The organism is Aromatoleum toluvorans (assembly GCF_012910905.1).
GTDB lineage: Bacteria > Pseudomonadota > Gammaproteobacteria > Burkholderiales > Rhodocyclaceae > Aromatoleum > Aromatoleum toluvorans.
In genome coordinates this window covers 1-25,603 of record NZ_WTVN01000048.1, presented here as the reverse complement: position 1 = coordinate 25,603, position 25,603 = coordinate 1, and the positions used below count along the sequence as shown (strand labels likewise).

The 25,603-nt window shown below is 69.9% G+C and carries 24 protein-coding genes; 19 read left to right on the top strand and 5 right to left on the bottom strand.

The window, feature by feature from the left end; genetic code table 11:
• Positions 1-138 precede the first annotated feature (138 nt).
• The 5 genes from GPA22_RS20560 to GPA22_RS20540 form a co-directional block, all read right to left on the bottom strand.
• Complete coding sequence (locus tag GPA22_RS20560; protein ID WP_169257934.1) at positions 139-333, bottom strand: YgaP family membrane protein; 195 nt, start codon at positions 331-333, stop codon at positions 139-141.
• Between the two features lie 73 nt (positions 334-406).
• Entirely contained in the window at positions 407-1,108 is a 702-nt protein-coding gene (locus GPA22_RS20555; protein ID WP_169257933.1) for a Crp/Fnr family transcriptional regulator, read from the bottom strand.
• A 16-nt stretch (positions 1,109-1,124) separates the two neighbouring features.
• Positions 1,125-1,886 carry an exodeoxyribonuclease III gene (gene xth, locus GPA22_RS20550; RefSeq protein ID WP_169257932.1) on the bottom strand — a complete coding sequence of 254 codons (762 nt, stop codon included), beginning with the start codon at positions 1,884-1,886 and terminating at the stop codon, positions 1,125-1,127.
• 163 nt (positions 1,887-2,049) lie between these two features.
• Entirely contained in the window at positions 2,050-2,592 is a 543-nt protein-coding gene (locus GPA22_RS20545) for a DUF3617 domain-containing protein (RefSeq protein ID WP_169257931.1), read from the bottom strand.
• A 111-nt stretch (positions 2,593-2,703) separates the two neighbouring features.
• On the bottom strand, positions 2,704-4,101 hold the full coding sequence (locus GPA22_RS20540; RefSeq protein WP_246264573.1) for an undecaprenyl-phosphate glucose phosphotransferase: 1,398 nt from the start codon (positions 4,099-4,101) through the stop codon (positions 2,704-2,706).
• A gap of 490 nt (positions 4,102-4,591) precedes the next feature.
• Between GPA22_RS20540 and epsL the strand changes: the two genes are divergently transcribed.
• The 19 genes from epsL to GPA22_RS20445 all read left to right on the top strand — a co-directional run bounded on the left by epsL (position 4,592) and on the right by GPA22_RS20445 (position 25,541).
• The gene (epsL, locus tag GPA22_RS20535; protein WP_169257930.1) at positions 4,592-5,740 is read left to right on the top strand and encodes an XrtB/PEP-CTERM-associated polysaccharide biosynthesis outer membrane protein EpsL; all 1,149 of its coding nucleotides are present in this window, start codon (positions 4,592-4,594) and stop codon (positions 5,738-5,740) included.
• A 327-nt stretch (positions 5,741-6,067) separates the two neighbouring features.
• Positions 6,068-6,505, top strand: coding sequence for a hypothetical protein (locus tag GPA22_RS20530; RefSeq protein WP_169257929.1), 438 nt, complete (start codon positions 6,068-6,070; stop codon positions 6,503-6,505).
• Between the two features lie 93 nt (positions 6,506-6,598).
• Complete coding sequence (locus GPA22_RS20525; protein WP_169257928.1) at positions 6,599-7,492, top strand: EpsD family peptidyl-prolyl cis-trans isomerase; 894 nt, start codon at positions 6,599-6,601, stop codon at positions 7,490-7,492.
• A 14-nt stretch (positions 7,493-7,506) separates the two neighbouring features.
• Entirely contained in the window at positions 7,507-8,391 is an 885-nt protein-coding gene (gene epsE / locus GPA22_RS20520; protein WP_246264571.1) for a polysaccharide export protein EpsE, read from the top strand.
• Positions 8,392-8,404: 13 nt separating this feature from the next.
• Positions 8,405-9,799 (top strand): chain length determinant protein EpsF, encoded by a 1,395-nt coding sequence (gene epsF, locus GPA22_RS20515; RefSeq protein ID WP_169257927.1) that lies wholly within the window; start codon positions 8,405-8,407, stop codon positions 9,797-9,799.
• A gap of 3 nt (positions 9,800-9,802) precedes the next feature.
• Positions 9,803-10,672 carry a chain length determinant protein tyrosine kinase EpsG gene (gene epsG, locus GPA22_RS20510; protein ID WP_169257926.1) on the top strand — a complete coding sequence of 290 codons (870 nt, stop codon included), beginning with the start codon at positions 9,803-9,805 and terminating at the stop codon, positions 10,670-10,672.
• Position 10,673: 1 nt separating this feature from the next.
• Positions 10,674-11,636 carry a glycosyltransferase family 2 protein gene (locus tag GPA22_RS20505; protein WP_169257925.1) on the top strand — a complete coding sequence of 321 codons (963 nt, stop codon included), beginning with the start codon at positions 10,674-10,676 and terminating at the stop codon, positions 11,634-11,636.
• 1 nt (position 11,637) lies between these two features.
• The gene (locus GPA22_RS20500; protein ID WP_343036112.1) at positions 11,638-13,038 is read left to right on the top strand and encodes an O-antigen ligase family protein; all 1,401 of its coding nucleotides are present in this window, start codon (positions 11,638-11,640) and stop codon (positions 13,036-13,038) included.
• Entirely contained in the window at positions 13,035-14,453 is a 1,419-nt protein-coding gene (locus GPA22_RS20495; RefSeq protein WP_211169259.1) for an Atrophin-1 multi-domain protein, read from the top strand. The genes GPA22_RS20500 and GPA22_RS20495 overlap by 4 nt, the downstream gene beginning before the upstream one ends.
• A complete protein-coding gene (locus GPA22_RS20490) occupies positions 14,450-15,079 on the top strand; it encodes a serine O-acetyltransferase (RefSeq protein WP_169257924.1) in 630 nt (209 codons plus the stop codon). The genes GPA22_RS20495 and GPA22_RS20490 overlap by 4 nt, the downstream gene beginning before the upstream one ends.
• Entirely contained in the window at positions 15,076-16,281 is a 1,206-nt protein-coding gene (locus tag GPA22_RS20485) for a glycosyltransferase (protein ID WP_169257923.1), read from the top strand. Before GPA22_RS20490 ends, GPA22_RS20485 begins: the two co-directional genes overlap by 4 nt.
• Positions 16,278-17,462, top strand: coding sequence for a glycosyltransferase family 2 protein (locus tag GPA22_RS20480; protein WP_169257922.1), 1,185 nt, complete (start codon positions 16,278-16,280; stop codon positions 17,460-17,462). The genes GPA22_RS20485 and GPA22_RS20480 overlap by 4 nt, the downstream gene beginning before the upstream one ends.
• The gene (locus tag GPA22_RS20475; protein ID WP_169257921.1) at positions 17,459-18,211 is read left to right on the top strand and encodes a WecB/TagA/CpsF family glycosyltransferase; all 753 of its coding nucleotides are present in this window, start codon (positions 17,459-17,461) and stop codon (positions 18,209-18,211) included. Before GPA22_RS20480 ends, GPA22_RS20475 begins: the two co-directional genes overlap by 4 nt.
• Positions 18,208-19,284: an SGNH/GDSL hydrolase family protein gene (locus GPA22_RS20470; protein WP_169257920.1), complete on the top strand. Its 1,077-nt coding sequence runs from the start codon at positions 18,208-18,210 to the stop codon at positions 19,282-19,284. Before GPA22_RS20475 ends, GPA22_RS20470 begins: the two co-directional genes overlap by 4 nt.
• 6 nt (positions 19,285-19,290) lie before the next feature.
• Positions 19,291-20,730 carry an MBOAT family O-acyltransferase gene (locus tag GPA22_RS20465; protein WP_169257919.1) on the top strand — a complete coding sequence of 480 codons (1,440 nt, stop codon included), beginning with the start codon at positions 19,291-19,293 and terminating at the stop codon, positions 20,728-20,730.
• Between the two features lie 43 nt (positions 20,731-20,773).
• Positions 20,774-21,811, top strand: a complete 1,038-nt coding sequence (locus GPA22_RS20460) for a glycosyltransferase (RefSeq protein WP_211169258.1) — start codon at positions 20,774-20,776, stop codon at positions 21,809-21,811.
• Between the two features lie 13 nt (positions 21,812-21,824).
• Positions 21,825-23,309, top strand: coding sequence for a lipopolysaccharide biosynthesis protein (locus GPA22_RS20455; protein ID WP_169257918.1), 1,485 nt, complete (start codon positions 21,825-21,827; stop codon positions 23,307-23,309).
• A 43-nt stretch (positions 23,310-23,352) separates the two neighbouring features.
• Positions 23,353-24,174 carry a polysaccharide pyruvyl transferase family protein gene (locus tag GPA22_RS20450; RefSeq protein WP_246264570.1) on the top strand — a complete coding sequence of 274 codons (822 nt, stop codon included), beginning with the start codon at positions 23,353-23,355 and terminating at the stop codon, positions 24,172-24,174.
• A gap of 53 nt (positions 24,175-24,227) precedes the next feature.
• A complete protein-coding gene (locus tag GPA22_RS20445) occupies positions 24,228-25,541 on the top strand; it encodes a UDP-glucose dehydrogenase family protein (protein ID WP_169257917.1) in 1,314 nt (437 codons plus the stop codon).
• Positions 25,542-25,603: the final 62 nt, after the last annotated feature.

Here is a 25,603-nt window from a genome sequence, read left to right as displayed (position 1 = left end):
GTCACTCCCTCCCCTTCAAGGGGAGGGTTGGGGTGGGGATGGGGGGACTCCGCAGCGCCTGAAAGAAACCCATCCCCATCCTGTCCTTTCCCTTGAAGGGGAAGGGACCTGCTAAGTGCGCGACGTCGCGAAGGACGCTCAGGCCTTCTTCATCGGACAGGTGTTGAGCCCGAACAGCGAGTAGGCCGGGCACCAGCCCATCAGGCCGGTGGCGAGGGGGACGACGCCGATCCAGGTCCAGGGGGTGCCGATGCCCATGATCGCGAGCACGATCAGGATCAGGCCGGCGACGATGCGCAGGATCTTGTCGATGCCGCCAACGTTTGCGCTCATGATTCTCTCCAGAGGGTGACAGGGGATGTGAGCGTATTTCAGCACTTGCGCATGTTCCGGTCTGTGACTCCGGTTACATAGCCCCCGTTCTGCCTCCTTCAGCCTGTCGGCCGTCGCTCGCGACGCGGCGCAGGCCCGCCGGGTCGAGGATCTCGATCTGCTCGCGTGACAGTTTCACGAGGCCCTGCGCGGCGAAGCCCTTCAGCAGGCGGCTGACGAATTCGCGCACGCTGCCCAGTTCGTCGGCGAGCTGCTGGTGCGTGACGTGCAGCAGGCGCCCCTTGCCCAGCAGCAGGCCGGCGAGGCGTTGGTCGAGGCGGTGGAAGGCGACTTCCTCGATGAGCTGCATCAGGTCGGCGATGCGCTCGGCGAAGAGGTGAAAGACGAAGCCGCGGAAGGTCGGCTCGGCGAGGAGCGCGTCGAACTCCGCCTTGGGCAGCATCAACAGTACCGTGTCGGTCTCGGCGATGCCGCGGGCGTTGTAGTCCTCGTGCCCGAGCAGGCAGGACGACGAGATGATGCAGGTTTCGCCCGGCGTGACGCGATAGAGCGGCAGCTCGCGGCCGTTCGGTGCGCATTTCACGACGCGCACCGAGCCCTCGACGACGAAGGGGAAGCCTTCGCAGGCCTGGTGGTCGTCGAACAGCAGGGTGCCGGCCGGTACGCGCGCCCAGCGGCCGGCTGCCAGCAGGCGGTGGCGTGCCGCTTCCGGCAGCGTCCCGATCATCGGGTAGTGGGCGGCGGCGAGTGCGGGGTCGGGGGGCTGCGGGCTCATGGCGGCGGGCGCGTGCTTACAGGTCCAGTTCGACGACCACCGGCGCGTGATCGGACGGGCGTTCGAGCTTGCGCGGGGTCTTGTCGACCGTGCAGCTGCGGCAGGCGGCGCGCAGCGCCTGCGATACGAGCACGTGGTCGATGCGCAGGCCGAAGTTGCGGCGGAACGCGCCCATGCGGTAGTCCCACCACGAATAGCTCTTCTCGGGCTGCTCGAAGAGGCGGAAGGCGTCGGCGAGGCCCAGTCCGGTCAGCGCCGCGAAGGCGGCCCGTTCGGGCTGGGAGACGTGGATTTCCTCCTTCCAGTCGGGGTGCGCGTCGCGGTCTTCGGGGGCGATGTTGAAGTCGCCAGCGAGCACGAGGCGCTCGTGCGCCTTCAGTTCCTCGCGCAGCCAGTCCGTGAGCGCGGCGAGCCAGCGCAGCTTGTACTCGAACTTGTCCGAACCGACCGCCTGGCCGTTGGGAAAGTACGCGCTGACGACACGCACGCCGCCGAGGGTGGCGGCGATGATGCGCTTCTGTTCGTCGGCGAAGCCGGGGATGTCGCGCGTCGTCGCCTCGGCGGCCTGCGGGCTGAGGATCGCGACGCCGTTATAGGTCTTCTGGCCGTTGAACACGGCGTGGTAGCCGGCCGCTTCGAGTTCGGCGGCGGGAAAGGCCTTGTCCTCCATCTTGAGCTCCTGCAGGCACAGGGCGTCCGGCCGGTTGGCGGCGAGCCAGTCGAGGACGTGGGGCAGGCGGACCTTGAGGGAATTGACGTTCCAGGTGGCGATCTTCATGGGCGTGCAGGCAGTCGGATGGCGGTTTGACGCGGGGCGGTGCGCCGCGAGGGCGTCATCCGCGATGCCGGCATTCTGCACGAGCCGGCCCTTGCTGTGGCGAAATGCGCCCGCCGGCGGCCCGCAGCGGGCGGGCGCAGTGGGGCGCCGGGGTGGGGAGGCGTTAGCCTTCGCGGCGCGTGCCGCAGTCGGCGCCGAGCCAGCGTGCGTCGGTCTCGACCTGCATGTCGCCGCGCGGGGAGTTCATGTTGACGCGCGTCGTGAAGCGCTCGGGCGTCTGCACGTGCGCCTCGAAGTCGCCGGTCGCCGTCGGTTGCGTGCAGCTGAGGTGCCCGCGCACGGTGCTGCCCGACTTCACGACCTTGTCGAGCGTGCAGTTGCCTTCGGTCTTGCCCGAGTAAATGGTGTCGGATTTCGCCTGTGCCGGCGAGATGCAGCTGCGCACGCTGCCGTCGCTGCCGAGGCTGACGCCGCGCGCGGCCATCTGCTGCTCCACCATCCGCCGCATGTCCGGGGGAAGGGTGCGGAGGTATTGCTGCGCCTGGGACATCTGCGCGGACATGTCGGGCAGGCCGGCGATGTTCAGGCGGGTCGAGCGGAATTCCCACAGGCCGGGGCGGATGTCGGTCGGCTGTGCGGCGCAGGCGAGGCCGGTCGTGGCCAGGCCGAGGACCAGGAGAGCGGAGCGGAGAGGGGCGGGGATCATGATCGGAGTTCGTGAAACGGCAGTTTGACGGCGTGCGGTGCGACGAAGTTCGTGCGCCGCGACACCCATTCTGTGCCTGCCGCGCCCGGCTTGCCGTATCCGGTCGTTTCTTCAGTAGGCGTTGGGGTCGCGCACGACCATCAGCGCGGTCCTGATGATGATCCACAGGTCGAGGCCGGGCGACCAGTTGCGCAGGTAGTCGAGGTCGTACTCGATGCGCTTCTCCATCTTGTCGAGCGTCTCGGTTTCGCCGCGGTAGCCGTTGACCTGCGCCCAGCCGGTGATGCCCGGCTTGACCTTGTGGCGGATCATGTAGCCCTTGATGAGCTTGCGGTAGGCCTCGTTGTGCGCGACCGCGTGCGGCCGCGGGCCGACGATGCTCATGCGCCCCTGCAGCACGTTGATGAACTGCGGCAGCTCGTCGAGCGAGGTACGGCGCAGGAAAGCGCCGAAGGGGGTGATGCGGCTGTCGTTGCGCGTGGCCTGCTTCACACTGGCGCCGTCGTCGCAGACGGTCATCGAGCGGAACTTGTAGACGAGGATCTCGCGGCCGTCGAGGCCGTAGCGGCGCTGCTTGAAGATGGCCGGACCGGGCGAGGACAGCTTCACGCCGATCGCAATGGCCAGCAGCACCGGGCTCAGCAGCATCAGGATCAGCAGGGCGAGCACGAAGTCGGAGCCGCGCTTGACGATGTTGTTGAGGCCGGTGAAGGGCGTCTCGCACACGGCGACGACCGCCATGCCGCCGACGTTGTCGAGGCGCCCCTGGATCAGGTCGGTGACGAAGATGTCCGGCACGAAGTAGATCGACGCGGTGGTGTCCTTGAGGTCGTCGAGCAGGGCGAGGATGCGCGGCTGCGGGGCCATCGGCAGCGCGAGGTAGATGGCTTCGACGCGGCGCCGCTTGACGAACTCGGCCAGGCCGGCGAGCGGGCCGAGGAGGGGGGCCTCGTCGTTGTCGGGCAGGCGCGAGCGCGGCCGGTCGTCGAAGAAGCCGACGACGCGGGTGCCGAGGTAGGGGTGCTCGCGAAACTCGCGCGCGAGCTTCAGGCCGACGTCGTTCACGCCGGCGACCACCGCGATGCGCTGGTTCTCGCCGAGCGCCATCCACTTCGGCAGGGCTTGCCGTGCGGCCGCATGGACCGCGACGAGCGCGACCGGGGTGAGGGCCACCCAGGTGACGAGCATCGCATGCGGGAAGTAGTGCAGGTAGCCACTGGCGTAGCCGAAGGCCCCCGTGGTGGCGGCGAACAGCAGCCAGTTGGTGGCGACCTTGCGCAGCATGGTCCCCGTGCCCTCGTGCAGTCCGATGTTTCCCGGGAACGTCAGCGCGAACGACAGCGCGCCCAGGATCATGTAGGGCGGGCTCAGCAGGCGTTCGCCATGCCACGCGGCACAGGCATATAGCACGGCGACGACAGTGAGCGGATCGATGAATGCCTCGATTGCGCCGCTCAACGTGAAACTGCCGCGCATCAGGCTGCCTTGTTTATCCAGGGCTGCAAGCATGATGTCGAAAAATTCGGTGTGTTGCGCTGCACGATCCCGTCTGTCTTGCGCCGGTCAGGGCGCGACGGGGCGCAGGACGTTGTCGAAAAGATTCGCGCCATCTTACGGATGGGATTCCGCCCCGGGCCGGAGTTTGTAAGAAAAAGATAATTGTGCAAACGCAGGCGTGAAGAGCGGGCAGCCGCGCGGGAGAAAACCATGACAAAAGTGATGTTTTCCCGATTTCAGGAATCGACGCCGCGGAATGCTCCCGAAAAACAGAACGTTACGATGCTTCATGAGACTTTGATGGCGCAATCCGGCGCTCGCCGCACTCGCCATGAGGGCACGGTTCCGACGCGCATATCCCGTTCGACCGGGATTTAAATGTCTTACAAGCTTTTTTTTCGCCCGACCTGTTTGGACTATCCTTCTGCCGGAATCAACGGTGCTTCGGCAAATGAGATATTTAAGGTCAATTACCTGTGCGATTACCCTCGTTTCGCCTTTCATGCAGGAATTCGTGCACGCGGATGAAGGGGATGCGCTGAATTTCAGTGTAGGACAGTCGATCCGGTACGAAAGCAATCTCTTCCGGATTGGCGATGGCGAACGTGCACCCGGAAACCGGGCGCACGACACCGTCAGTGAAACAGGGCTTGGATTGAAATTCGATCGCCGCTACGGGCGTCAGCGCTTGCTGGCGGATTTGAATTTCGTGAGTGCGCGCTATGCAATTCATAACGACCTCGATCATGACCGGCCGGAAGTCCGCCTGGGTTGGGACTGGCAACTCGGTGACCGCTGGAGCGGCGACTTGAGTCACGAGCATCGCGAGTCGCTCCCGGGTTTCGACGAGCGGAGCGGGACCGAGCGCAGCCTGAATACGTACACCCGCACGCACGCCAGCGCCGACTTCTGGTGGCATCCGCGCTGGGCCGTGGGGGCGGGGGTTGCGCACACGCGAAGCCGCTTCGACGGCGATGACGCGAATCTTGCCGCCTATGACGCCGACACGGTGGACGTGAATCTCACCTACCGGCCGCCGACCGGTAACCGCGTGGTGCTGACGCTGCGCGACACCGACGGCGAATACCTGAACCGGCCGGCCGTGGCGGGCTCGATCCGCGACTACCGGCAGCAGGAGGTGCGCCTCGCCGGCGAGTGGCAACTTTCAGGCGCGACGCGGGTTTCCGGCTTCATCGGGCAATCCCGTGTGGATTACCGCCTGGCCCCCGAACGCGATTTCCGGGGGGCGATCGGACGCGTCGGCTTCGTCTGGGATGCGACGGCGAAGACGTCGCTGGACGTCAGCGTGAGGCGCGAGATCGGCGCCCAGCAGGACCTTGCGGCCAACTACGCGGTGACCGACGCGCTGCGCGTCGCGCCGCGGTGGAATGTCACCGACAAGGTGAGCCTGGGGGCCGGGCTGGAGTGGCGCCGGCGCGATTACCGCGGTGAGCGGGAGCTGGCGGGGGCGGGCGTGACGCGCGAGCGGCCCGACGACCGCAGCTACCGCTACGGCCTGCATGCGGAGTACCGGCCGCTGCGGGCGTTGAGCTTCGGGTTGAGCGTGCAGCGGCAGGTGCGCGACGGCTCGCGCAGTCTGGACGGATATACGGCGGATATCGCCGATGTGTCGATGCAATTCCGCTTTTGAGCGATGGGGCATTGCTATGCCGGTTATGCGGATTATTGATTGCGCCAATTGCACCGGATTGGTGCCGATTGCACGAATCCCGTGATGAGTGGGATTCGATCGATTTGAGCGATTTGTAAATGTTTTGCGAATTGAAAGCGAATCTTTCATGTATTGACCCTTTATTCTCATGTCGTTATTGTGCGGGGCAATATAAACAATCATTCAGATCCGTCATGGCAAATGACGGCCCTCGCGCTTAATTGAGGGGCTGAACGTTGCAGGTGTTCGCCAAGCGCCTGCAAACCCAAGAGAGAGGTACTGTCCATGTCCATCACGAATAAGAAAATGGTCATTCTTTCGGCGTTCATGTTTGCTGCCGTGCCGGCAGCAATGGCCGATACGGTGACCCTGTCGGGTGGCGGCGTGACGATCCGCTACGAGGACAGGGCCGCTGAATTGACGGGGGCGCCGTCGCTGATCGCGACCGGGATGATGACTTCGCCCGCCAGTGTCGCGGGTGCGCAGTTCGACGCGCCGTCCGCGGCGGCCGGCCTGCCGCACGTGGCCGGCGCTGCAACGGCGGCGGTTTCGGCGGTCGGCCGCGAGGCGGCGTCGCGTTCCTTCGCCGACGGCGTGGGCGTGCGCTTTTCCCTTGGCGGCACCGCCGCGGGGGATCGCGGGTTCGATTCGCTGCTGCTGGCCGGGCTCGCGCTTTTCGTGCTGATCGTGCGCCAGCGAGTCTCGGCGTTGCCGCGCCTGCGTATTTCCCCGCTATTCCAGTAAATCCCGCCGGCGCAATTTGCGCGGCCCCGGGAGTCGCAATTGGCGGCTCCGATCGGGATTTCCGGATCCATATGCCCTTTTTCGGAAAGGTCGATGAACTCGGCTGAACGTTGCACATTTCCTGTCGCTTTTCTGGCCGTCTTGCTCAATGCCTGCAGTAACGGCGGGGCGGAAGGCCGGCCGGCGTACGAGGTCGTGGCCAAGGTGAATGAGCAGGCCATCCAGGCGAACGAGCTGAATTCGGTTGCTGCCCCGGTGGCGCCGCAGGGGGCGGCGGACGAGGGCGCGCTCGAGCGGCTGATCGACCAGGAGCTGATGGTGCAGCGGGCGCGCGAGCGCCGGCTCGACCGCGATCCGCGCGTGCTGCAGTCCTTCGAGGCGGCGCAGCGGGAGATCCTCGCGCGCGCCTACCTGGAGCAGGTGACGGAGCAGATCCGGCCGCCGGGCGCGGCGGAGGTCGCGGCCTTCTATGCCGACCATCCTGAGCTGTTCGCGCGCCGTCGCATCTACAGCCTGCAGGAGCTGGAGATCCGCATGCCGGCGGAGCGCTTTGCGGAGCTCGAACGCCGCACCGCGAAAGCGGCGGGCGTGCATGAGGTGAAGGACTGGCTCACGCGCGAGGGGATCGAGTTCCGCCTGACGACGGCGGTGAAGCCCGCCGAGCAGTTGCCGCTCGAGAGCCTGAAGGGGTTCGCGCGCATGAAGGACGGGCAGATGGTGCTGAGCCCGACCGGGAGCGGTGCGTTGCTGGTCCATCTCGTGACGTCGCGCAAGCAGCCGCTGGACGAGGCGACGGCGCGGCCGATGATCGAACGCTTCCTGCTGAATGAACGCAAGACCGCCCTGGCGAAGGCGGAAGTCGAGCGCCTGCGGGGCGGCGCGCATATCGAGTATGCGCCGGCGGGCCCGCCCGGGGCTGCAAGCGCAGCGACGCAGGTTTCGCCCGCAGACCTTGCGGAGGCGCCGCCCGCGCCTGAATCGCGATGATCGAGGACCAGCCCATGAAGTTGTCGAAACCGTTCCGAGTCTTTTTCCAGAGTCTGCTGCTGATGTGCCTGGCGGGCGCGCCGGGGTGGGCGGCGGCGCAGGAGCCGCTTTCGGCGGCGGTGGCCGCACCGGTCGCGGGGACTCCACCCGTTGCGGAGGGCGCCCAGGCCACGCGCGAGTACGTGCTGGGGCCGGGCGACATCATCCGTATCAGCGTGTTCCAGAATCCCGACCTCACGACCGAGGGGCGGGTGTCCGAAACCGGCGCACTGACCTTCCCGCTGATCGGCAGCGTGCCGCTGGGCGGGCGCACGGTATCGGCCGCGGAGGCGCTGATCGCCGAGCGGCTGCGCACGGGCGGCTTCGTCCTGCAGCCGCAGGTGACGGTGCTGCCGGTGCAGATCCGCGGCAACCAGGTGGCGGTGCTGGGGCACGTGAACAAGCCCGGCCGCTATCCGCTCGACACCTTCAACGTGCGCGTGACGGACATGCTCGCCAACGCGGGCGGGATTGCGACGGGCGGCGATGACGTGATCGTGCTGGTGGGCACGCGCGACGGCAAGCCCATCCGGCGCGAGCTCGACCTGCCGACGCTGTTCCAGCGCGGCGACCCGGATGCGGACGCGATGCTGTCGCCCGGCGACGTGATCTACGTGCGGCGCGCGGACGTGTTCTACATCTACGGCGAGGTGCAGAAGCCGGGGTCCTTCCGCCTCGAACGCAACATGACCGTGATGCAGGCGCTGGCGACCGGCGGCGGCCCGACCCTGCGCGGCACGGTGCGCGGGCTGCGCATCCACCGTCGCGGTACCGACGGCAAGGTCGCGGTGATCGAGCCCGCGATGGAGGACCGCCTGCGGCCGGACGACATCATCTATGTGAAGGAAAGCCTGTTCTGAGGCGGGGGCGACGATGAATCTCGGACAATTCCTGCGCATCCTGCGTGCGCGTTTCGGGCTGATGTGTGCGGTAGTGCTGGTGGTCATGGCGGCGGCGGTCGCGGTGAGCCTTGTGCTGCCGCAAAAGTACGCGGCCGAGACCGCGCTGGTCGTCGATGCGAAATCGGCCGACCCGATGGGCGCCACGATCCCGTCGCAGCTGTTGGCGAACCACATCGCCACCCAGGTCGACATCATCGGCTCGGAGCGCGTCGCACGGCGCGTCGTGGAGCTGGCCGGGCTGGAAGGCATGCCGCAGTTCCAGCAGCAATGGCAGGAGGCGACCGACGGTGCGGGCGACCTGCGCGAGTGGATCGGCGCGGTGCTGCTTTCGACCCTGGAGGTGAAGCCCGCACGCGAGAGCAACGTGATCACGATTCGCTACACGGCCTCGCAGCCCGAGTTCGCGGCGATGATCGCCAACACCTTCGCGAAGGCCTACCTGGAGATCGCGCTGGAGCTGCGGGTGGAGCCGGCGCGCCAGTACGCGCAGTGGTTCGACGAGCGCACGCAGGGTCTGCGCGAGAACCTCGAGGCGGCGCAGAAGCGCCTGTCCGATTATCAGCGCAAGAACGGCATCGTCTCCACCGACGGGCGGATGGACGTCGAGGCGGCACGGCTGGCGGAGCTGACGAGCCAGCTCGTGCAGGTGCAGGGGCAGCGGGCCGAGACGCGGTCGCGCTTCAGCCAGGCGGGGTCGGCCGACTCCCTGCCCGAGGTCACGCAGAACCCGCTGATCGCGAACCTGAAGGGCGAGCTGGCGCGGCGCGAGGGCGAACGCGAGCAGTTGCTCGGCCGGCTGGGGCCGAACCACCCCGAGGTCGCCAAGCTCGCCGCGGTGATCGCGTCGCTGCGCGAGCGCATCGGCGCGGAGACGCAGCGTGTCGCGGCGTCGCTGGGCAGCGCGAGCCGCATGAGCGCCGCACGCGAGGCCGAGGTGGCGGCGGCGGTGGCCGCGCAGAAGGCGCGCGTGCTGCAGCTGCAGGCCAATCGCGACGAGATCGCGGTGCTGCAGCGCGATGTAGAGAGCGCTCAGAAGGCCTACGACCAGGTGGCGCAGCGCCTCGCCGCGACGAACCTGGAGAGCCAGGCGCAGCAGATCAACGTGGCGGTACTGACGCCGGCGGCGGCGCCGGTGTGGCCGTCCGGCCCGCGCCTGCTGCTCAAGCTCGCGCTCGCGCTGGTGGTCGGCGGGGTGCTGGGCGTCGGCAGTGCGGTGCTGATCGAACTCATCGATCGGCGCGTGCGCGGCGAGGACGACCTCGTCGTGCTGCCGGACGTGCCGGTGCTCGGCAGCGTGCCGGGCCGACGCCTGGGCGACCGCCCTGCCCGGGCGCGCTTGTCGAATCACACTGCTGGAGCTTACTGAGCCATGACTGCACCCCTGAGCAATGCCCTGGATCCCAAGGGCGAACTCGCACTCGGCGCGATCCTGATGAAGAACGGCCGCCTGCGTGCCGACGAGAGCGAACGCATCGTGCGCCTGCAGCGCGACAAGGGCCTGCGCTTCGGCGAGGCCGCCGTCGAGCTGGGCGTCGCGAACGAACACGACATCCGTCATGCGATGGCGCATCAGTTCGAGTACTCGTGCCTGAAGGTGGGCGAGAGCAAGGTGTCGCCGAGCGTGGCGGCGGCGTTCAATCCCTTCTCGGTGCAGGCCGAGGCGCTGCGCGCGCTGCGCAGCCAGCTCGTGTTGCGCTGGTTCGACCCGGCCGCGGGGCGCAAGCTGCTCGCGGTGGTCAGCGCCGGGCGCGGCGAGGGGCGCACGTGGATGGCGGCGAACCTCGCCGTCGTGTTCTCCCAGCTGGGGCTGCGCACGCTGGTGATCGATGCCGACCTGCGGCGCCCGGCGCTGCACACCCTGTTCGGCGTCGACAACGACAGCGGGCTGTCCGCGCTGCTCGTCGGCCGCGCCGCGCCCGAGGCGATCCGCACCGTGCCCGGCCTGCGCTCGCTCGCGGTGCTGCCCGCCGGCGTGGTGCCGCCCAACCCGCAGGAACTGCTGTCGCGCCCGGCGCTGACGCAGTTGCTGCAGCAGTACGCGAAGGCCTTCGACCTCGTGATCCTCGACACGCCCGCGGGCGAGCGCTGCGCCGATGGCGTGATGGTGTCGGCGCGTGCCGGTGCGGCGCTGATGGTCGCCCGGCGCAACGCGAGCCGCATGACCGGCGTGCGCCGCTACGCCGAGCGCCTGCGCGAGTCGGGCGTGGGGCTGGCCGGTTCGGTGATGAATGGGGATTGACATGAGCCGCCTGACCGACGACCCCGAGATCGTGGCCGCGCAGCAGCGCTTCCACCGCATGCCGGCGCCGCTGGTGAGCGTGGTGATCCCGTCGTTCAACCGCGGGCATGCGATCGGTGCGTGCATCGCCAGCGTGCTGGCGCAGACGCTGGAGAACTTCGAGGTCGTCGTCGTGGACGACGCCTCGACCGACGACACGCGCGAGCGCGTCGCGGCGATCGACGACCCGCGCGTGCGCTACTTCGCGCATGACCGCAACCTGGGCGGGGCCGCGGCGCGCAACACCGGCGTGCGGATCGCGCGCGGGGATTTCATCGCCTTCCTCGACAGCGACGACAGCTGGTCGCCGCGCAAGCTCGAACGCCAGATCGCGCTGCTCGGCGAGCGCGGCCCGGAATACGGCGTCGCCTACACGTGGTTCATCGGCTGCGACCGCGACGGCCACGAGGTGTCGCGCTCCGACCACAGCCTCGACGGCGACGTCGCCGATGCGCTGCTGGTGGCGAACTACGTCGGCACCTTCTCCAGCATCGTCGTGCGGCGCGACGTGTTCGAACGCGTGGGCGGCCTCGACGAGGGCCTCAGGAGCTGCCAGGATTGGGACCTGTCGATCCGCCTCAGCCGCGTGACGAAGCTCTGCTGCGTCGCGGACTACCTGGTGACCTACCTCCACAACGGCGCCGACAAGCATCGCATCTCGTCGAATCCCGCCTCGCTGATCCAGGGGCACCGGCGCATGCTCGAGAAGTTCTCCGCCGAATACGCGCGCCTGCCGCGCGACAAGGCAGTGCGGGCGCTGCGGGGCTTTCTCGACGTGTTCGCGGGCGCGGGCTCGTTCGAGGACGTGCTGCGGCTCGGCGGCCGCATCGTTGCGACGACCCGCCATCCGGGCAGCGCGTTGCTGTGTTGCGCGGCGCTCGCGCGCGCGGCCAAGCGGCGCATGACGGGACGCTTCGGGTACTGACGTGAGCGACGCGGCGCACCCCCCTCATCCCGCGCTGCTGACCGGTGGCGCGCTGATCGTCGCGCTGGCGGTCGGGCTGGCGCTGCCGCTGTACGCGGACGCGATGGCCGGAAACCCCGTGCGTCTGCTGGCGCTGCCGGCGCTGCTGGTGCTCGCGATCATCTTCCTCTATGACCGCCTGGTGCTGCTCGCGCTGGTGCTGTTGCTGCGGGCGGCGGGCGACCTCGTGTTCGAGTCGACGCGCGTCGACCTGGGCGGGCTCGCGATCGGCTTCGGCGGACTGGTGAACGCCTTCGTGATCCTGATCGCGGTGCTGCTGGTCGCCGCGCGGCCGGAGCGCTTTCCGCGCCGCATCGCGTCGGCCTGGGCGGGCTTCCTCGTCGTCGCGCTGGTGGGCGTCGCGCTGGCGCCCAACCTCGGCGACGCGGTGCGCACCTACCTGGGGCTGCTGTCCTACTTTGCGGTGTTCGTCAGCGCCTTCTACTTCGTGAAGGGCGAGGGCGATTTCAAGGTGTGCGTGAAGCTGGTGCTGTTGTCGTCGCTGCTGCCGGTCGCGTACGGGCTGGCGGAGCTGGCGATGCACGGGCTCGGCGGCCTGCAGGCCTTCCGCATGAAGAGCACCTTCGCCCACCCCAACATCTTCGCCTTCTACCTCACGCTGGTGCTGCTGGTGTCGCTGTACGCGCTGAAGAGCCCGGCCGTGCGGCTGACGCCGCTGCGCCGCGTGCTGCTGACGGCCTACGTGCCGCTGCTGCTGGGCGAACTGCTGCTCACGCAGACGCGCAGCGCGTGGGTGGCGTGCTTCGCGATCTTCGCGCTGTACGCGCTGCTGTTCGAGCGGCGCTACCTCGTCTATCTGCTGCTCGCGCCGGCGCTTGCGCTGATGGTGCCGGGCGTGCGCGAACGCGTGCTCGACCTGGGCAGCGGCAACGAGGTCGTGCAGTACGCGAAGCTCAACTCCTTCGCGTGGCGGCTGCAGATCTGGGAATTCGGCCTGCGCTGGATCCGCCCCGAGAACCTGCCGCTCGGCTACGGGCTGGGCGCGTTCAAGCACTTCGCGCCGGTCTTCTTCCCCTATTCGGGCGGCGTGAACTTCGGCGCCCACAACATCTACGTGCAGATCCTGTTCGAACTCGGTGCGATCGGCCTGGCCGCCTTCGCCTGGCTGGTCGCGCGCCTGTTCGCGTCGCTGCGGCACATGGCCGCGGTCGACCGCCTGGGCGCCTTCGTGGCGATCGCGCTGGTCGTCGAGTACCTGATCATTTCCGCGTCGGACAACATCCTGTCCTACCTCGCCTTCAACTGGTACGTCTGGTTCGTGCTCGGCGCCGCCTGCGCGGTCGCGGCGGGCCGGGCGGCCCCGGCAGGCGCGGTGACGCGGGCGCAAGGAGGCGCAGCATGACGGACATCATCCGCGCGCGCAGCGCATGGCTCGCGGCCTGCGGGCTGGCCGCGGCACTCGCCGGCAGCGGCGCGGTCGCGCAGAGCCCGACTGTGTGGGGCAGCTACGAGACGCCGTTCGCCGCCACCTCGCCGTGGAACAGCCGGCCGGTGAACCCGCAGTTCGGCACGTTCGTGATTCCCAAGTCGAGCTACTACCCGTCGATCGCCGAAGGCGCGTGGTCGACCGGGGTGTTCCTCGCGGGCAGCCAGGATCCGCCGGTGACCGTGGTGGGGCCGCCGAACACCAAGGGGGTGTGGGATCCGGATGCGAACGTCTTCCGCGCGACGGTGGAGATCCCCCGCTGGCCCGCGGGCGTGATCCCGGCCAGCGCCGCGGACGGCCACGCGGACATCGTCGACCCGCTTACGGGCATCGTCCATTCCTTCTACAAGCTGCGCGAAGTCGAAGGCCAGTGGATCGCGCAGCAGTATGCGTGGACGCGCCTCGCCGGCCGCGGCTGGGGGGATCCGGCGCATTACTTCCAGGGCGCGCGCGCGGCGGCGGTGCCGACCTCGGGCGGCGTGATGCGCAAGCACGAGATCGACGACGGCCGGCCGCTGTACCGCCATGCGCTGGCGATGTCGCTGACCTACAACGCGCTGTCGGCCAACCCGACCTACGTCTTCCCCGCCACGTCGGCCGACCGCGACGCGGCGACGACCAACACCGGGGCGATCCCCGAAGGCGCGCTGGTGATGCTGCCGCCGTCCTTCGACGTGCGGACCATCGCGACCCCCGCCGTGCGCAAGGTCGCCGAGACGCTCAAGACCTATGGCGCCTACGTGGTCGACCGCAACGTCGGCACCCCCTACGTGATCTACGTCGAGAACGGTTCCGGCTTCAACCTGCATCCGGGCGGCTGGAACAAGGTCGCCGCGAACGATCTCGAGCGCATCCGCCAGGCCTTGCGCCAGGTCGTCGCGGTCGATGGCTGGGTCGACGGCGACGACCGGCCCGTCGAGCCGGAGAAGAACCTCAACCTGCTGTCGATGCGCGGACCGTGGACGCGGCAGAGCGGCACGGTCGCGGGCAGTTTCGAAACCTGGGAGCAGGCGGTGGTGTTCCCGCCGACCGCGAGCACGACGGTGATGGTCAATGGCAGCGGCCGCAGCCTGCAGCCGGTGAGCTGGGCGCTACCGGTCGCCGGCCAGGCTTATCGCCTGCGTGCGCTCACGACCGGCGGCGCGCGCCTGCGCCTGCAGCTGCGCGACAAGGCGAGCGGCGCGACGCTGTTCGACAGCAAGGAGCTCGGCAACGACCAGGTCGTCGATTTCGTGTGGCCGTCCGCCGCGGTGACGCCGGTGGTGTCGGCGATCAGCGGCGTCGGCGGCGCTTCGACGGTGCGCGGCGAACTGCTGAGGACGGGCGGATGAAGGCGCGGCCGGACCTCCTCGCGCCGGACGCGGCGCGGCGCCGGCGCGATCCCGACTGGGCGGCGGACCTGCGCCGCTACGGCCTGCGCCGTCCCTTCCTGAAGGAGCAGTCGATCTGGGCGGTGGCCGTGTATCGCTTCGGCCGCCGCGTCGATGCGCGCCCCGACGGCGTCGCGAAGCGGCTGCTCACCGCGGGCTACTGGCTCGCGTTCCGCGTCGTCGAGACCGTGGCCGGCATCAGCCTGCCGAAGGCCGCGCGCATCGGCGGCGGCCTGCGCATCTGGCACTTCGGCGGCGTGTTCGTGCATCCGGGGGCCGTGATCGGGCGCAACTGCACGCTGCGCCAGGGCGTGACGATCGGCAACCGCCACGAAGGCGGCCCGGCGCCGGTGATCGGCGACGACGTCGAATTCGGCGCCTACGCGCAGGTGCTGGGGGGCGTGCGCATCGGCCGGGGCTGCCGCATCGGCGCGCTCGCGGTGGTGCTGTGCGACGTGCCGGACGGTGCGACCGCGGTGGGGGCGCCGGCGCGCATCGTCGGCGGACGCGGCGGCGCCGCGCAACGAATGACGGACGAGGAGGTGCAGTTCGTGGAGGAGGAGCTCGTCGTGGAGGGCGGACGTTGAAAATCGCCTACCTGATCAACCAGTACCCGAAGGTCAGTCACAGCTTCATCCGGCGCGAGATCCTCGCGCTGGAGCGGCAGGGCTTCGACGTGCTGCGCATCGCCGTGCGCGGCTGGGACGCCGAGCTCGTCGACGCCGAGGACCGCGCCGAGCAGGCGCGCACGACTTATTTGCTCAAGGACGGCCTGGGGGCGCTCGTGAAGGCGGTCGCGCAGGCCGCGAAGCAGCATCCGCGGCGCTTCCTCGCCGCGCTGCGGCTCGCGCTGCGCATGGGGCGCCGCGCGGACCGGCCGTGGCCCTACCACCTGATCTATCTCGCCGAGGCCTGCCGCGCGCTGTCGGCCCTGCGCGAGTTCGATGCGCGCCACGTGCACGCGCATTTCGGCACCAACCCGGCCGAGGTCGCGATGCTGATCGAGGCGCTCGCGGGCGTGCCCTACAGCTTCACCGTGCACGGGCCGGACGAGTTCGACAAGCCGGGTTTCCTCGGCACCGGCGAGAAGATCCGCCGTTCGGCCTTCGTCGTCGCGATCAGCTCCTTCGGCCGCAGCCAGCTGTTCCGCTGGGCCGCGCACCGCGACTGGGACCGCGTGAAGGTCGTCCATTGCGGGCTGGAGCCCGCCTTCCACGCGGTGCCGCCGACGCCGCTGCCGGCGGCGCCGCGGCTGGTGTGCGTCGGCCGCCTGTGCGAGCAGAAGGGCCAGCTGTTGCTGGTCGAGGCGCTCGCGCGGCTGGCGGCGAAGGGCATTGACTTCGAGATGGTGCTGGCCGGCGACGGCGAACTGCGCGGCGAGATCGAAGCCCTCGTCGCGCACCATCGCCTGCAGGGCAAGGTCTGCATCACCGGCTGGATCAGCAGCGAGCAGGTGCGCAACGAGATCCTCGCCGCGCGCGCGCTGGTGCTGCCGAGCTTCGCCGAAGGCCTGCCCGTCGTGATCATGGAGGCGCTCGCGCTGCGCCGGCCGGTGGCCACGACCTATGTCGCGGGCATCCCCGAGCTGGTACGCCCGGGCGAGAACGGCTGGCTCTTCCCGGCCGGTTCGGTCGATACGCTGGCGGCCGTGCTGGAGACGGTGCTCGCGACGCCGTCGGCGGAGCTCGAACGCATGGGCGAGGCCGGCCGTCAGCGCGTGCTGGAGCGCCACGACGTCGATCGCGAGGCGACCAAGCTGGGAGGCTACTTCGCGGGGGCCTGCGCATGAGCGCAGTGTCCGTGCTCCTCGCGATCGTCCCCGCGCTGCTGCTGGTGCCGGTGCTCGTCCTGCTCGTGCAGATCCTCGTCGCGCTGCCGCCGCGCCGGCGCCGGCGGGTTCCGGCGGGAGCGCGCCCGCGTGTCGCGGTGCTGGTCCCCGCGCACGACGAGGCGCTCGGCATCGCCGCGACGGTCGACGGCATCCGCGCGCAGCTCGCCGCTGGCGACCGCGTCGTCGTCGTCGCCGACAACTGCAGCGACGACACCGCCGCGCTCGCCGTCGCGGCGGGGGCCGAGGTCGTCGTGCGCGACGACCGGCAACGCCGCGGCAAGGGCTACGCGCTCGACTTCGGCATGCGCTACCTGGAGGCGGCGCCACCGGAAGTCGTCGCCATCGTCGATGCCGATTGCCGTCTCGGCGATGGGGCGCTCGACCGTCTCGCGCGCAGCTGCGGCGCGAGCGGCCGCCCGGTGCAGGCGCTGTACCTGATGCATGCGCCCGACGGCGCCGGTCTCAAGACGCGCATCGCCGAGTTTGCCTGGGCGCTGAAGAACCGCATGCGCCCCCTCGGCTTCGCCCGCCTCGGGCTGCCGTGCCAGCTGATGGGCTCGGGCATGGCCTTCCCGTGGGCGACGCTGCGCGCCGCCGAGCTCGCGAGCGGCCATATCGTCGAGGACCTCAAGCTCGGCCTCGACCTCACGCGCGCCGGACGCCCGCCGCTGTTCGTGCCCGAGGCGCGGGTGCACAGCGAATTCCCCCGTTCCACCGACGGCCTGCGCTCGCAGCGCACCCGCTGGGAGCACGGCCATCTCGCGATGATCGTCGACGAGGCGCCGCGCCTGCTGCGCTCGGCCTTCGCCTGCCGTGACCTGCGCCTGGCCGCGCTGGCGTTCGACCTGTGCGTGCCGCCGCTCGCGCTGCTGACGCTCGCCGTCGTCGCCGTGTTCGCGCTGACCGGTGCGCTGGCCGTGGCGTCCGGGCCGCTCCTGCCCCTCGCGCTCGCCGGTCTCGCCTGCGCGCTGCTCGGTGCGGCGGTGCTGCTCGGTTGGCTCGGCTGCGGCCGGCACATCGTGTCCTTCGCCGATCTCGTGCGCGCCCCCCTGTACGCGCTGTCGAAGATCCCGCTCTACCTGCGCTTCCTCGTCCACCGCCAGGTCGACTGGGTGCGCTCACGCCGGGATGCCTCATGAGTCGCCCACCCACCCTGCTGCAGGCGCGCTGGTCGCAGGTCCTGAACCGTCTCGTGGTCATTCCGTCCGACGATGACGCCGCGAATCTCGTCGACGAGCTCGCGGCCGGCCGCCAGCCGCGCATGCTTGCCTTCGTCAACGCCCACGCGATGAACTCCGCCGTCGGCGACCTGGAGTTCTACCGCGCACTGTGCGACGCCGACGTGCTGCTGCGCGACGGTTCGGGCATGGCGATGCTGTTCCGCATGCTGGACGGCGAGCCCGGCCTCAACATGAACGGCACCGATTTCATTCCGCAGCTGCTCGCGGCGTATCGCGGCCGGCGCGTGGCGCTGTGGGGCACGCGGGAGAAATGGCTCGCCGCGGCGGCGGCACGCTGCGCCGAGGAGTTCGGGGTCGAGATCGTTTCGTGCGAGAACGGCTTTCAGCCGCCCGAGTATTACTGCGACGCGATGCGGCGCACGCGGCCGGAGCTGATCGTGCTGGGCATGGGCATGCCGCGGCAGGAGAGCGTCGCCCGTCTCGTGCGCGCGACCGCCGCGGGGGCGCCGCTGATCGTGTGCGGCGGGGCGGTCATCGACTTCCTCGGCGGCAAGGTCGAGCGCGCCCCGCGCTGGGTGCGGCGCGCGGGCATGGAATGGGCCTACCGGCTCGTGCGCGAGCCGCGCCGCCTGTTCCTGCGCTACGTGATCGGCAATCCGCTGTTCATGTTGCGGGCGTGGCGTTGCCGCGCGGCGTGGGCGCGATGAAACGCGCACCCGGGCCCGGCCGGCGCATCGGGGCGGTCGTCCTGTGGGCCGTGCTGTTCCTCGTCGCCTTCGAAACCGCGCTGCAGATCCGCTCGCAGCTGCGTTTCGGCCAGAGCGTGTTCAACCTGCTGAGCGGGGCGACGCGCTACGTGAACGACGAGCGCACCGGGCTCAAGCTGCTGCGTCCGGGCCGGGTGTTTGCCGGCGACGACGTCGAGATCCGCACCAACAGCCTCGGCCTGCGCAGCCCGGAGCTTGCGCCGCAGCGCCTGCCGGGCAGCCTGCGTGTCGCGGTGGTCGGCGCCTCGACGGTGATGGGCGAGCTGACGCGCACCAACGACGCGACCTTCCCGGCGCTGCTCGGCGAGCGCCTGCGCGTGCGCTACCCGCAGCGCGCCATCGAGGTCGTCAATGCCGGCATTTCCGGTGCCCGCATCGCCGACCAGCTGCGCATGCTCGAGGAGATCGTGCTGCCGCTGCAGCCCGACCTCGTCATCGTCTATCCCGGCTTCAACGACTTCGCGGATTACTGCCGCGATGTCGTGTCGACCCCGACGCCCGCCGCGCTGCGCGAGGGCCTGCCGCTCGTGAGCCTGCCCAACTGGCTGCTCGGCATCGAGGCCGTGCGGCGCCACACCGGTTTCCTGCGTGCCGCCCCGGGCAGGCAGACGCTGCGCGACCCCGCGGCGGTGGACCGCCAGCCCTACCGCGCCCGGCTCGAGCGCCTCGTCGCGACGGCCCGTGACGCCGGCGTGACGTTCGTGCTCGCGACCAACGCGCGCGCCTATCGGCCCGAGCAGCCGCTGGACGAGCAGATGCGCCTGTCGGCGCAGGCGCGCTACTTCAATCCGTGCTTCGACCTGCCGGGGCTCAACGCCCTCTACGACCGGCACAACGGCGAGATCCTCGATGTCGGCCGGCACTTCGGCGTGCCCGTGCTGCCCCTGCACGAACGGATTCCCGGCGGCCGCGAGTACTTCGTCGACGCCAGCCATTTCACGCCCGCCGGCGAGCATCGCGCGGCCGACACGATCTTCGACTACCTCGTGAGCCGCGGCCTGACCGGCACCTGACCCGCGATGTCCTTCCAGTCCCTCCATTTCCTGCTGTTCCTGGGCGTCGTGTTCGCCCTGAACCGGTGCTTCCTGCAGCGGCCCGATGCGCGCAAGAACCTGCTGCTCGTCGCCAGCTACTACTTCTACATGTGCTGGGACTGGCGCTACGCGGGCCTGCTGCTCCTCATGAGCGCGGTGAACTTCCTCGCCGGCCGCCGCATCCAGGAGAGCGCCGACGCGCGCGGCAGGAAGCGCTGGCTCGCGTTTGCGCTTGCCGTGTCGCTGGGCGTGCTCGCCTGCTTCAAGTACGCGAACTTCTTCGTCGACGGCGCGGTGCGCCTCGTCGCGTCCCTCGGCGTCCAGGCGGATCTCACGGTGCTGCAGCTGCTGCTACCGATCGGGATCTCCTTCTTCACCTTCCAGAGCCTCAGCTACACCCTCGACATCTTCCGCGGCCGCGCGCGCGCGACCGGCAGCTTCCGCGACTTCGCGCTCTTCGTCGCCTTCTTCCCGACCGTCCTGTCCGGCCCGATCACGCGCGCGCGCCAGCTCCTGCCGCAACTCGAGCAGCCGCTGCCGGACAGCCGCGAGCGGCTGGAAGAGGGCCTCGTGCTGGTACTGCGCGGCTTCGTGAAGAAGATGGCCTTCGCCGACGTGCTCGCCGCGCACCTCGTGAATCCGGCCTTCGCCGCGCCGGCCGACTACTCGCCGCTGTTCCTGCTCGTCGCGGTGTATGCCTTCACCTTCCAGCTCTACATGGACCTTTCCGGCTACACCGACATCGCGCGCGGCGTCGCGAAGCTGCTCGGCTTCGACCTGCCGACCAACTTCGACCGCCCCTACCACGCGACCAGCGTGTCGGACTTCTGGCAGCGCTGGCACACCTCGATGTCGGGCTTCTTCCGCGACTACCTGTACTTCGGCATCGGCGGCTCGAAGCACGGAAACGTGTATGTGAACCTCTACGTCACCTTCGTCGCGATCGGCTGCTGGCACGGCGCGGGGTGGAATTTCGTGCTCTACGGCCTGATCCACGGCAGCTGCGTGTGCCTCGAGCGCTGGCGCCGCGGCCGGCGCGCGGCGCGCGGGCTGCCGGCCGAGCCGCAGGGCGCGCTGCCGCGCCTGGCAGCGCTGCCGCGCCTGGCAGCGCTGCTGCTGACCTTCCAGATCATCGCGCTGTCGCGCATCCTCTTCCGCGCGCCCGACCTCGGCAGCGCCGCCGCCTATGTCGCGGCGATGCTGAAGCCCGTCGCCGCGGGCGCCGCCCCGTTCACCGCGGTCGGCCTCGCGACGCTGCTCGTCGCCGTGCTGCTGCACTACCTGCCGCCGCGCCTCTTCGAGCACGCCGCGCGCGGCTACCTGCGCGCGCCGGCGGTGGTGCAGGGCGGGGCGATCGCGGGCCTCGCACTCGCGCTGATGGCCTTCTCCACCGGCACGGCCTCGTTCATCTATTTCCAGTTCTGAGCCCGGTACGTCCGGACCCAGCCGACCTCAAGCGGAGACCTTCATGGGAGCCACCCTCGCCATCGAAAACGGACAGACGCCGATCCGCGTCCTGCAGTCGCTGCGCCAGCAGGCCGACGACAACCCCTACGTGAAGCAGGTCGTCGCCGCCGTGTCGGCCTACGTCGACGTCGAGTTCTTCTCCTGGCGCCGGGCGCTGTTCGGCCGCTACGACGTGTTCCACGTGCACTGGCCCGAATTCCTGCTGCGCGCCCCGGAGCGCAGCCGGCCGCTGCAGTACGGGCTCTTCCTCGCGCTGCTCGCGCGCATGGTGCTGTCGCGCCGCCCGGTCGTGCGCACGCTGCATAACATCGAACCGCACGAGGGCGCGAACCGCATCGAGCGCTTCCTGCTCGGGCTCCTCGACCGGCACACGCGGATGTGGATACGCCTCAACGCCGTCACCGCCGACCGCGCGCCGCACACGGTCACCATCCTGCACGGGCACTACCGCGACTGGTTCGCGCACTTGCCCGTGCCCGAGACGGTCCCGGGCCGCCTGCTGTACTTCGGCCTGATCCGCCCCTACAAGGGGGTCGAGACGCTCATCGACAGCTTCCTCCGCCTCGATCCCGCGCTCGCCCCCGATGCCGAACTGCGCATCGTTGGCCATGCCTCGACCCGGGGCCTGCGCCGCCGGATCACCGACGCCTGCAACTCGGATCCGCGTATCGGCGCGCTGCTGCACTACGTGGACGACCCGACGCTCGCCACCGAGATCGGCCAGGCGGAGCTCGTCGTGCTGCCCTTCCGCCGCATGCTTAACTCCGGCTCGCTGCTGCTCGCGCTGTCGCTCGACCGCCCGGTGCTCGTTCCGCGCAACGAGGCCAACGAGGCGCTGGCCGAGGAGGTCGGCCCCGGCTGGGTGTACATGTACGACGGCGACCTCGACCGCGACGTGCTGCTCGGCGCGCTCTGGCAGGTGCGCAACACCGGGCGCGCGCGGACGCCCGATTTCTCGCGGCGCGAATGGGACGACGCCGGCGACCGCCATTACCGCGCCTACGTCGCCGCACTCCGCGGCGAGCCGGTCGAGGGGTGAGGTCGGGGACGGCATGACGACCGGAAACGTCTCCGCTGCGGCGACCGCGGCTTCTCCTGCGCTGAGCCGGCTCGCGGCACGCGGTGCGCTGCTCACGATGAGCGGGCAGGCGTGCAAGCTCCTGCTGCAGTTCGGCGGCATCGTCGTGCTCGCGCGCCTGCTGGCGCCGGGCGACTATGGCCTGCTCGCGATGGTCACGGCGATCGTCGGCATCGGCGAGGTGCTGCGCGACTTCGGCCTCTCGTCGGCCTCTGTGCAGGCGCGCAGCGTCTCGGCCGCGCAGCGCAGCAACCTGTTCTGGATCAACAGCGCGATCGGCCTGCTGCTGGCACTCGCCGTGTTCGCGGCGGCGCCGGCGATCGCGGCGTTCTACGGCCAGCCCGCGTTGCAACCGATCGCGCAGGCGCTCGCGCCCACTTTCCTGCTCAACGGCCTCGCGACCCAGTTCCGCGCCCAGCTCAACCGCGACCTGCGCTTCGGCCGGCTCGCGGCCGCCGAGGTCGGCGGTCAGGCATGCGGCCTCGTCGCCGGCATCACGCTGGCGCTGCGCGGCCACGGCTATTGGGCGCTCGTTGCCCAGCAGCTCGGCCAGGCGGCCGCGACGCTGCTGCTGCTCGCCGTGACGAGCGGCTGGCGCCCCGGCCTGCCCAGTCGCGGCGCCGGCATGGGCGGCTTTCTGCGCTACGGCGGCAACCTCATGAGCACCCAGCTCGTCGTCTATCTCAGCCGCAACATCGACACGCTGCTCATCGGCCAGCGCTTCGGCGCCGACCTGCTGGGCCTCTACAACCGCGCCAGCCAGCTGCTGATGCTGCCGCTCAACCAGATCAACGCGCCGGCGACCTCGATCGCGCTGCCGGTGCTGTCCCGCCTGCACGACGACGCCGGGCGCTACGGCCGCTTCCTGCTGCACGGGCAGGCGGTGATGCTGCACGTCACGGTGGCGATCTTCGCCTTTGCCGGTGCGCAGGCCGAGCCGCTGATCGTGCTCGTGCTGGGGCCGCAGTGGGCACCGGCCGTGCCGATCTTCCGGATCCTCGCGGTCGGCGGCGCGTTCCAGGTCGCCGCGCAGGCGAGCTACTGGGTGTTCCTGTCGAAGGGACTCACCGGCTCCAACCTGCGCTTCACGCTGGTCTCCCGCGTGCTGCTGATCGCCGGCATCGTCTTCGGCGCGCGCTGGGGGACCCTGGGGGTGGCGACGGCCGGCGCGGTCGGCGTGGCCCTCGCATGGCTCGGCGGCCTCGTCTGGCTGCGCCACTCCGGCGCACCGGTCGGCGCAATGGGCCGCAACGCGCTGCGCGTGATGCTTGCCTATGGCCTGTGCGGCCTCGCCTCGGCTGCGGCCTCGCTCCGCTGGGGCGGCTCGCTCGTCGAGCGGCTTGCCGTCGGCACCGCCGCGCTGGCCGCCGCCTTCGTACTCGTGGTGGCGGTCTGGCCCGCCTTCCGCCGCAGCGTCGCGGACATCCTCCGCAGCCGCAGCCTGCTGCGCGCGGCATGAGAACCCCATCGTCGCCATCGGGATTCCCAATCGATCGAAAGACATGATGCTGAACCGGATCAAGAACCTCATCGTCCCCCCGTCCGCGCCCCAGGAACCGCTCCCCGCGCCCTTGCCCTATCCCCACGTCGCGCTGTTCCACTGGCGCCCGGCCGACGGCAGCGTGAACTTCGGCGACCACCTGTCGCAGGTCGTCGTCGCGCGCGTGCTGGGCCGGCGCGGGCTCACCCTCGACGACCAGGTCGGGCACTCCGCGCGCCTGCTCGCCATCGGCTCCATCCTGCACTTCGCGTCGCACGGCGACGTCGTGTGGGGATCGGGCGTCAACGGCAAGGTGCCCGAGTCCGCCTTCACCGCCGCGCGCCTCGACATCCGCGCGGTGCGCGGCCCGCTCACCGAGGAGTTCCTGCGCAGCCGCGGGCATCGCGTGCCGATGGTGTATGGCGACCCCGCGCTGCTCGTGCCCTACCTCTTCGCCGACCGCTTCCGCGCCACGGCCGAGAAGGCGCATGTGTTCGTCCCGAACCTGCACGACCTGGCGCTCGTCGCCGGCGAGCCCGGCGTCGTGTCGCCGCTCGCGGGCTGGAACGCGGTCGTCGCCGAGATCCTCAAGGCGCGGCTGGTGCTCGCCAGCTCGCTGCACGGCCTCATCATCGCCGAGGCCTTCGGCATCCCCGCGCGCTACGTCCGCCTCAGCGAAACCGAGAACCTCTTCAAATACCGCGACTACTACTACGGCACCGGGCGCACCGACTTCGAATACGCGACCTCCATCCCGCAGGCGCTGGAGATGGGCGGCATGCCCGCCTTCGACTTCGACCCGCGCCCGCTCCTCGATGCCTTCCCGTGGGACCTGTGGCGCTGAGCGCCCGCCGTCGCGGCGCTGAATCGATGAATTCCAGACAGTAGGAGACCCGCATGAAACTCACCGTCATCGGCACCGGCTACGTCGGCCTCGTGTCCGGCGCCTGCCTCGCCGACGTGGGCAACGACGTCCTGTGCCTCGACCTCGACGCCGCCAAGATCCGCATCCTCGAGGACGGCGGCATCCCGATCCACGAACCCGGCCTGCTCGACATCGTGCGGCGCAACGTCGAGGCCGGACGCCTCGCGTTCACGACCGACATCGAGCGCGCCGCGCGCCACGGCGAGATCCAGTTCATCGCCGTCGGCACCCCGCCCGACGAGGACGGCTCGGCCGACCTGCAATACGTCCTCGCTGCCGCGCGCAACATCGGCCGCCACATGGACGGCTACCGCGTGATCGTCGACAAGTCCACCGTCCCGGTCGGCACCGGCGACAAGGTGCGCGACGCGGTCGCCGACGAGCTCGCCGCGCGCGGCGCGCACCTGCCGTTCTCGGTCGTCTCGAACCCCGAATTCCTCAAGGAAGGCGCCGCGGTGGACGACTTCATGCGCCCCGACCGCATCGTCGTCGGCGCCGACGACGAGCGCGCGATCGAGCTGATGCGCCGCCTCTACACCCCTTTCCAGCGCAAGCGCGACAAGCTCGTGTTCATGGACGTGCGCTCGGCCGAGCTCACGAAGTACGCCGCCAACGCCATGCTCGCGACCCGCATCAGCTTCATGAACGAACTCGCGAACCTCGCCGAGACGCTCGGCGCCGACATCGAGCTCGTGCGCCAGGGCATCGGCTCCGACCCGCGCATCGGCTGGCACTTCCTCTACGCCGGCTGCGGCTACGGCGGCTCGTGCTTCCCCAAGGACGTCAAGGCGCTGATCCGCACCGCGGCCGAGCACGGCCGGGCGCTCCAGGTGCTCGGCGCGGTCGAGGCCGCCAACGACGCGCAGAAGCACGTGCTCGTCGACAAGATCGTGCGCCGCTTCGGCGAGGACCTCGCGGGACGCCGCTTCGCGCTGTGGGGCCTCGCGTTCAAGCCCGACACCGACGACATGCGCGAGGCGCCCAGCCGCGTGCTGATCGCGGAACTCCTCCGCCGCGGCGCGAGCGTGGCCGCCTACGATCCCGTCGCGATGCGCGAGGCCGAGCGCATCTTCGGCGACGAGCCGCGGCTCACCTACGCCGGCCGGCCCAAGAGCGCGCTCGAAGGGGCCGATGCGCTCGTGATCGTCACCGAGTGGAAGGAATTCCGCAGTCCCGACTTCGACGCGATCCGCGGCCGCCTGCGTCAGCCGGTGATCTTCGACGGCGCATCAGCTCGATCGCGCGCTCGTCGTCGGCGCCGACGACGATGCGGTCGGGGCGCATGAAGTCGTCCACCGCGGCGCCTTCCTTGAGGAATTCGGGGTTCGAGACGACCGAGAACGGCAGG

Coding starts and splice junctions, on each gene's coding strand:
- GPA22_RS20560 (WP_169257934.1), bottom strand. CDS start 333: ATGAGCGCAAACGTTGGCGGCATCGACAAGATCCTGCGCATCGTCGCC.
- GPA22_RS20555 (WP_169257933.1), bottom strand. CDS start 1,108: ATGAGCCCGCAGCCCCCCGACCCCGCACTCGCCGCCGCCCACTACCCG.
- xth (WP_169257932.1), bottom strand. CDS start 1,886: ATGAAGATCGCCACCTGGAACGTCAATTCCCTCAAGGTCCGCCTGCCC.
- GPA22_RS20545 (WP_169257931.1), bottom strand. CDS start 2,592: ATGATCCCCGCCCCTCTCCGCTCCGCTCTCCTGGTCCTCGGCCTGGCC.
- GPA22_RS20540 (WP_246264573.1), bottom strand. CDS start 4,101: ATGCTTGCAGCCCTGGATAAACAAGGCAGCCTGATGCGCGGCAGTTTC.
- epsL (WP_169257930.1), top strand. CDS start 4,592: ATGCAGGAATTCGTGCACGCGGATGAAGGGGATGCGCTGAATTTCAGT.
- GPA22_RS20530 (WP_169257929.1), top strand. CDS start 6,068: ATGGTCATTCTTTCGGCGTTCATGTTTGCTGCCGTGCCGGCAGCAATG.
- GPA22_RS20525 (WP_169257928.1), top strand. CDS start 6,599: ATGAACTCGGCTGAACGTTGCACATTTCCTGTCGCTTTTCTGGCCGTC.
- epsE (WP_246264571.1), top strand. CDS start 7,507: ATGAAGTTGTCGAAACCGTTCCGAGTCTTTTTCCAGAGTCTGCTGCTG.
- epsF (WP_169257927.1), top strand. CDS start 8,405: ATGAATCTCGGACAATTCCTGCGCATCCTGCGTGCGCGTTTCGGGCTG.
- epsG (WP_169257926.1), top strand. CDS start 9,803: ATGACTGCACCCCTGAGCAATGCCCTGGATCCCAAGGGCGAACTCGCA.
- GPA22_RS20505 (WP_169257925.1), top strand. CDS start 10,674: ATGAGCCGCCTGACCGACGACCCCGAGATCGTGGCCGCGCAGCAGCGC.
- GPA22_RS20495 (WP_211169259.1), top strand. CDS start 13,035: ATGACGGACATCATCCGCGCGCGCAGCGCATGGCTCGCGGCCTGCGGG.
- GPA22_RS20490 (WP_169257924.1), top strand. CDS start 14,450: ATGAAGGCGCGGCCGGACCTCCTCGCGCCGGACGCGGCGCGGCGCCGG.
- GPA22_RS20480 (WP_169257922.1), top strand. CDS start 16,278: ATGAGCGCAGTGTCCGTGCTCCTCGCGATCGTCCCCGCGCTGCTGCTG.
- GPA22_RS20475 (WP_169257921.1), top strand. CDS start 17,459: ATGAGTCGCCCACCCACCCTGCTGCAGGCGCGCTGGTCGCAGGTCCTG.
- GPA22_RS20470 (WP_169257920.1), top strand. CDS start 18,208: ATGAAACGCGCACCCGGGCCCGGCCGGCGCATCGGGGCGGTCGTCCTG.
- GPA22_RS20465 (WP_169257919.1), top strand. CDS start 19,291: ATGTCCTTCCAGTCCCTCCATTTCCTGCTGTTCCTGGGCGTCGTGTTC.
- GPA22_RS20460 (WP_211169258.1), top strand. CDS start 20,774: ATGGGAGCCACCCTCGCCATCGAAAACGGACAGACGCCGATCCGCGTC.
- GPA22_RS20455 (WP_169257918.1), top strand. CDS start 21,825: ATGACGACCGGAAACGTCTCCGCTGCGGCGACCGCGGCTTCTCCTGCG.
- GPA22_RS20450 (WP_246264570.1), top strand. CDS start 23,353: ATGATGCTGAACCGGATCAAGAACCTCATCGTCCCCCCGTCCGCGCCC.
- GPA22_RS20445 (WP_169257917.1), top strand. CDS start 24,228: ATGAAACTCACCGTCATCGGCACCGGCTACGTCGGCCTCGTGTCCGGC.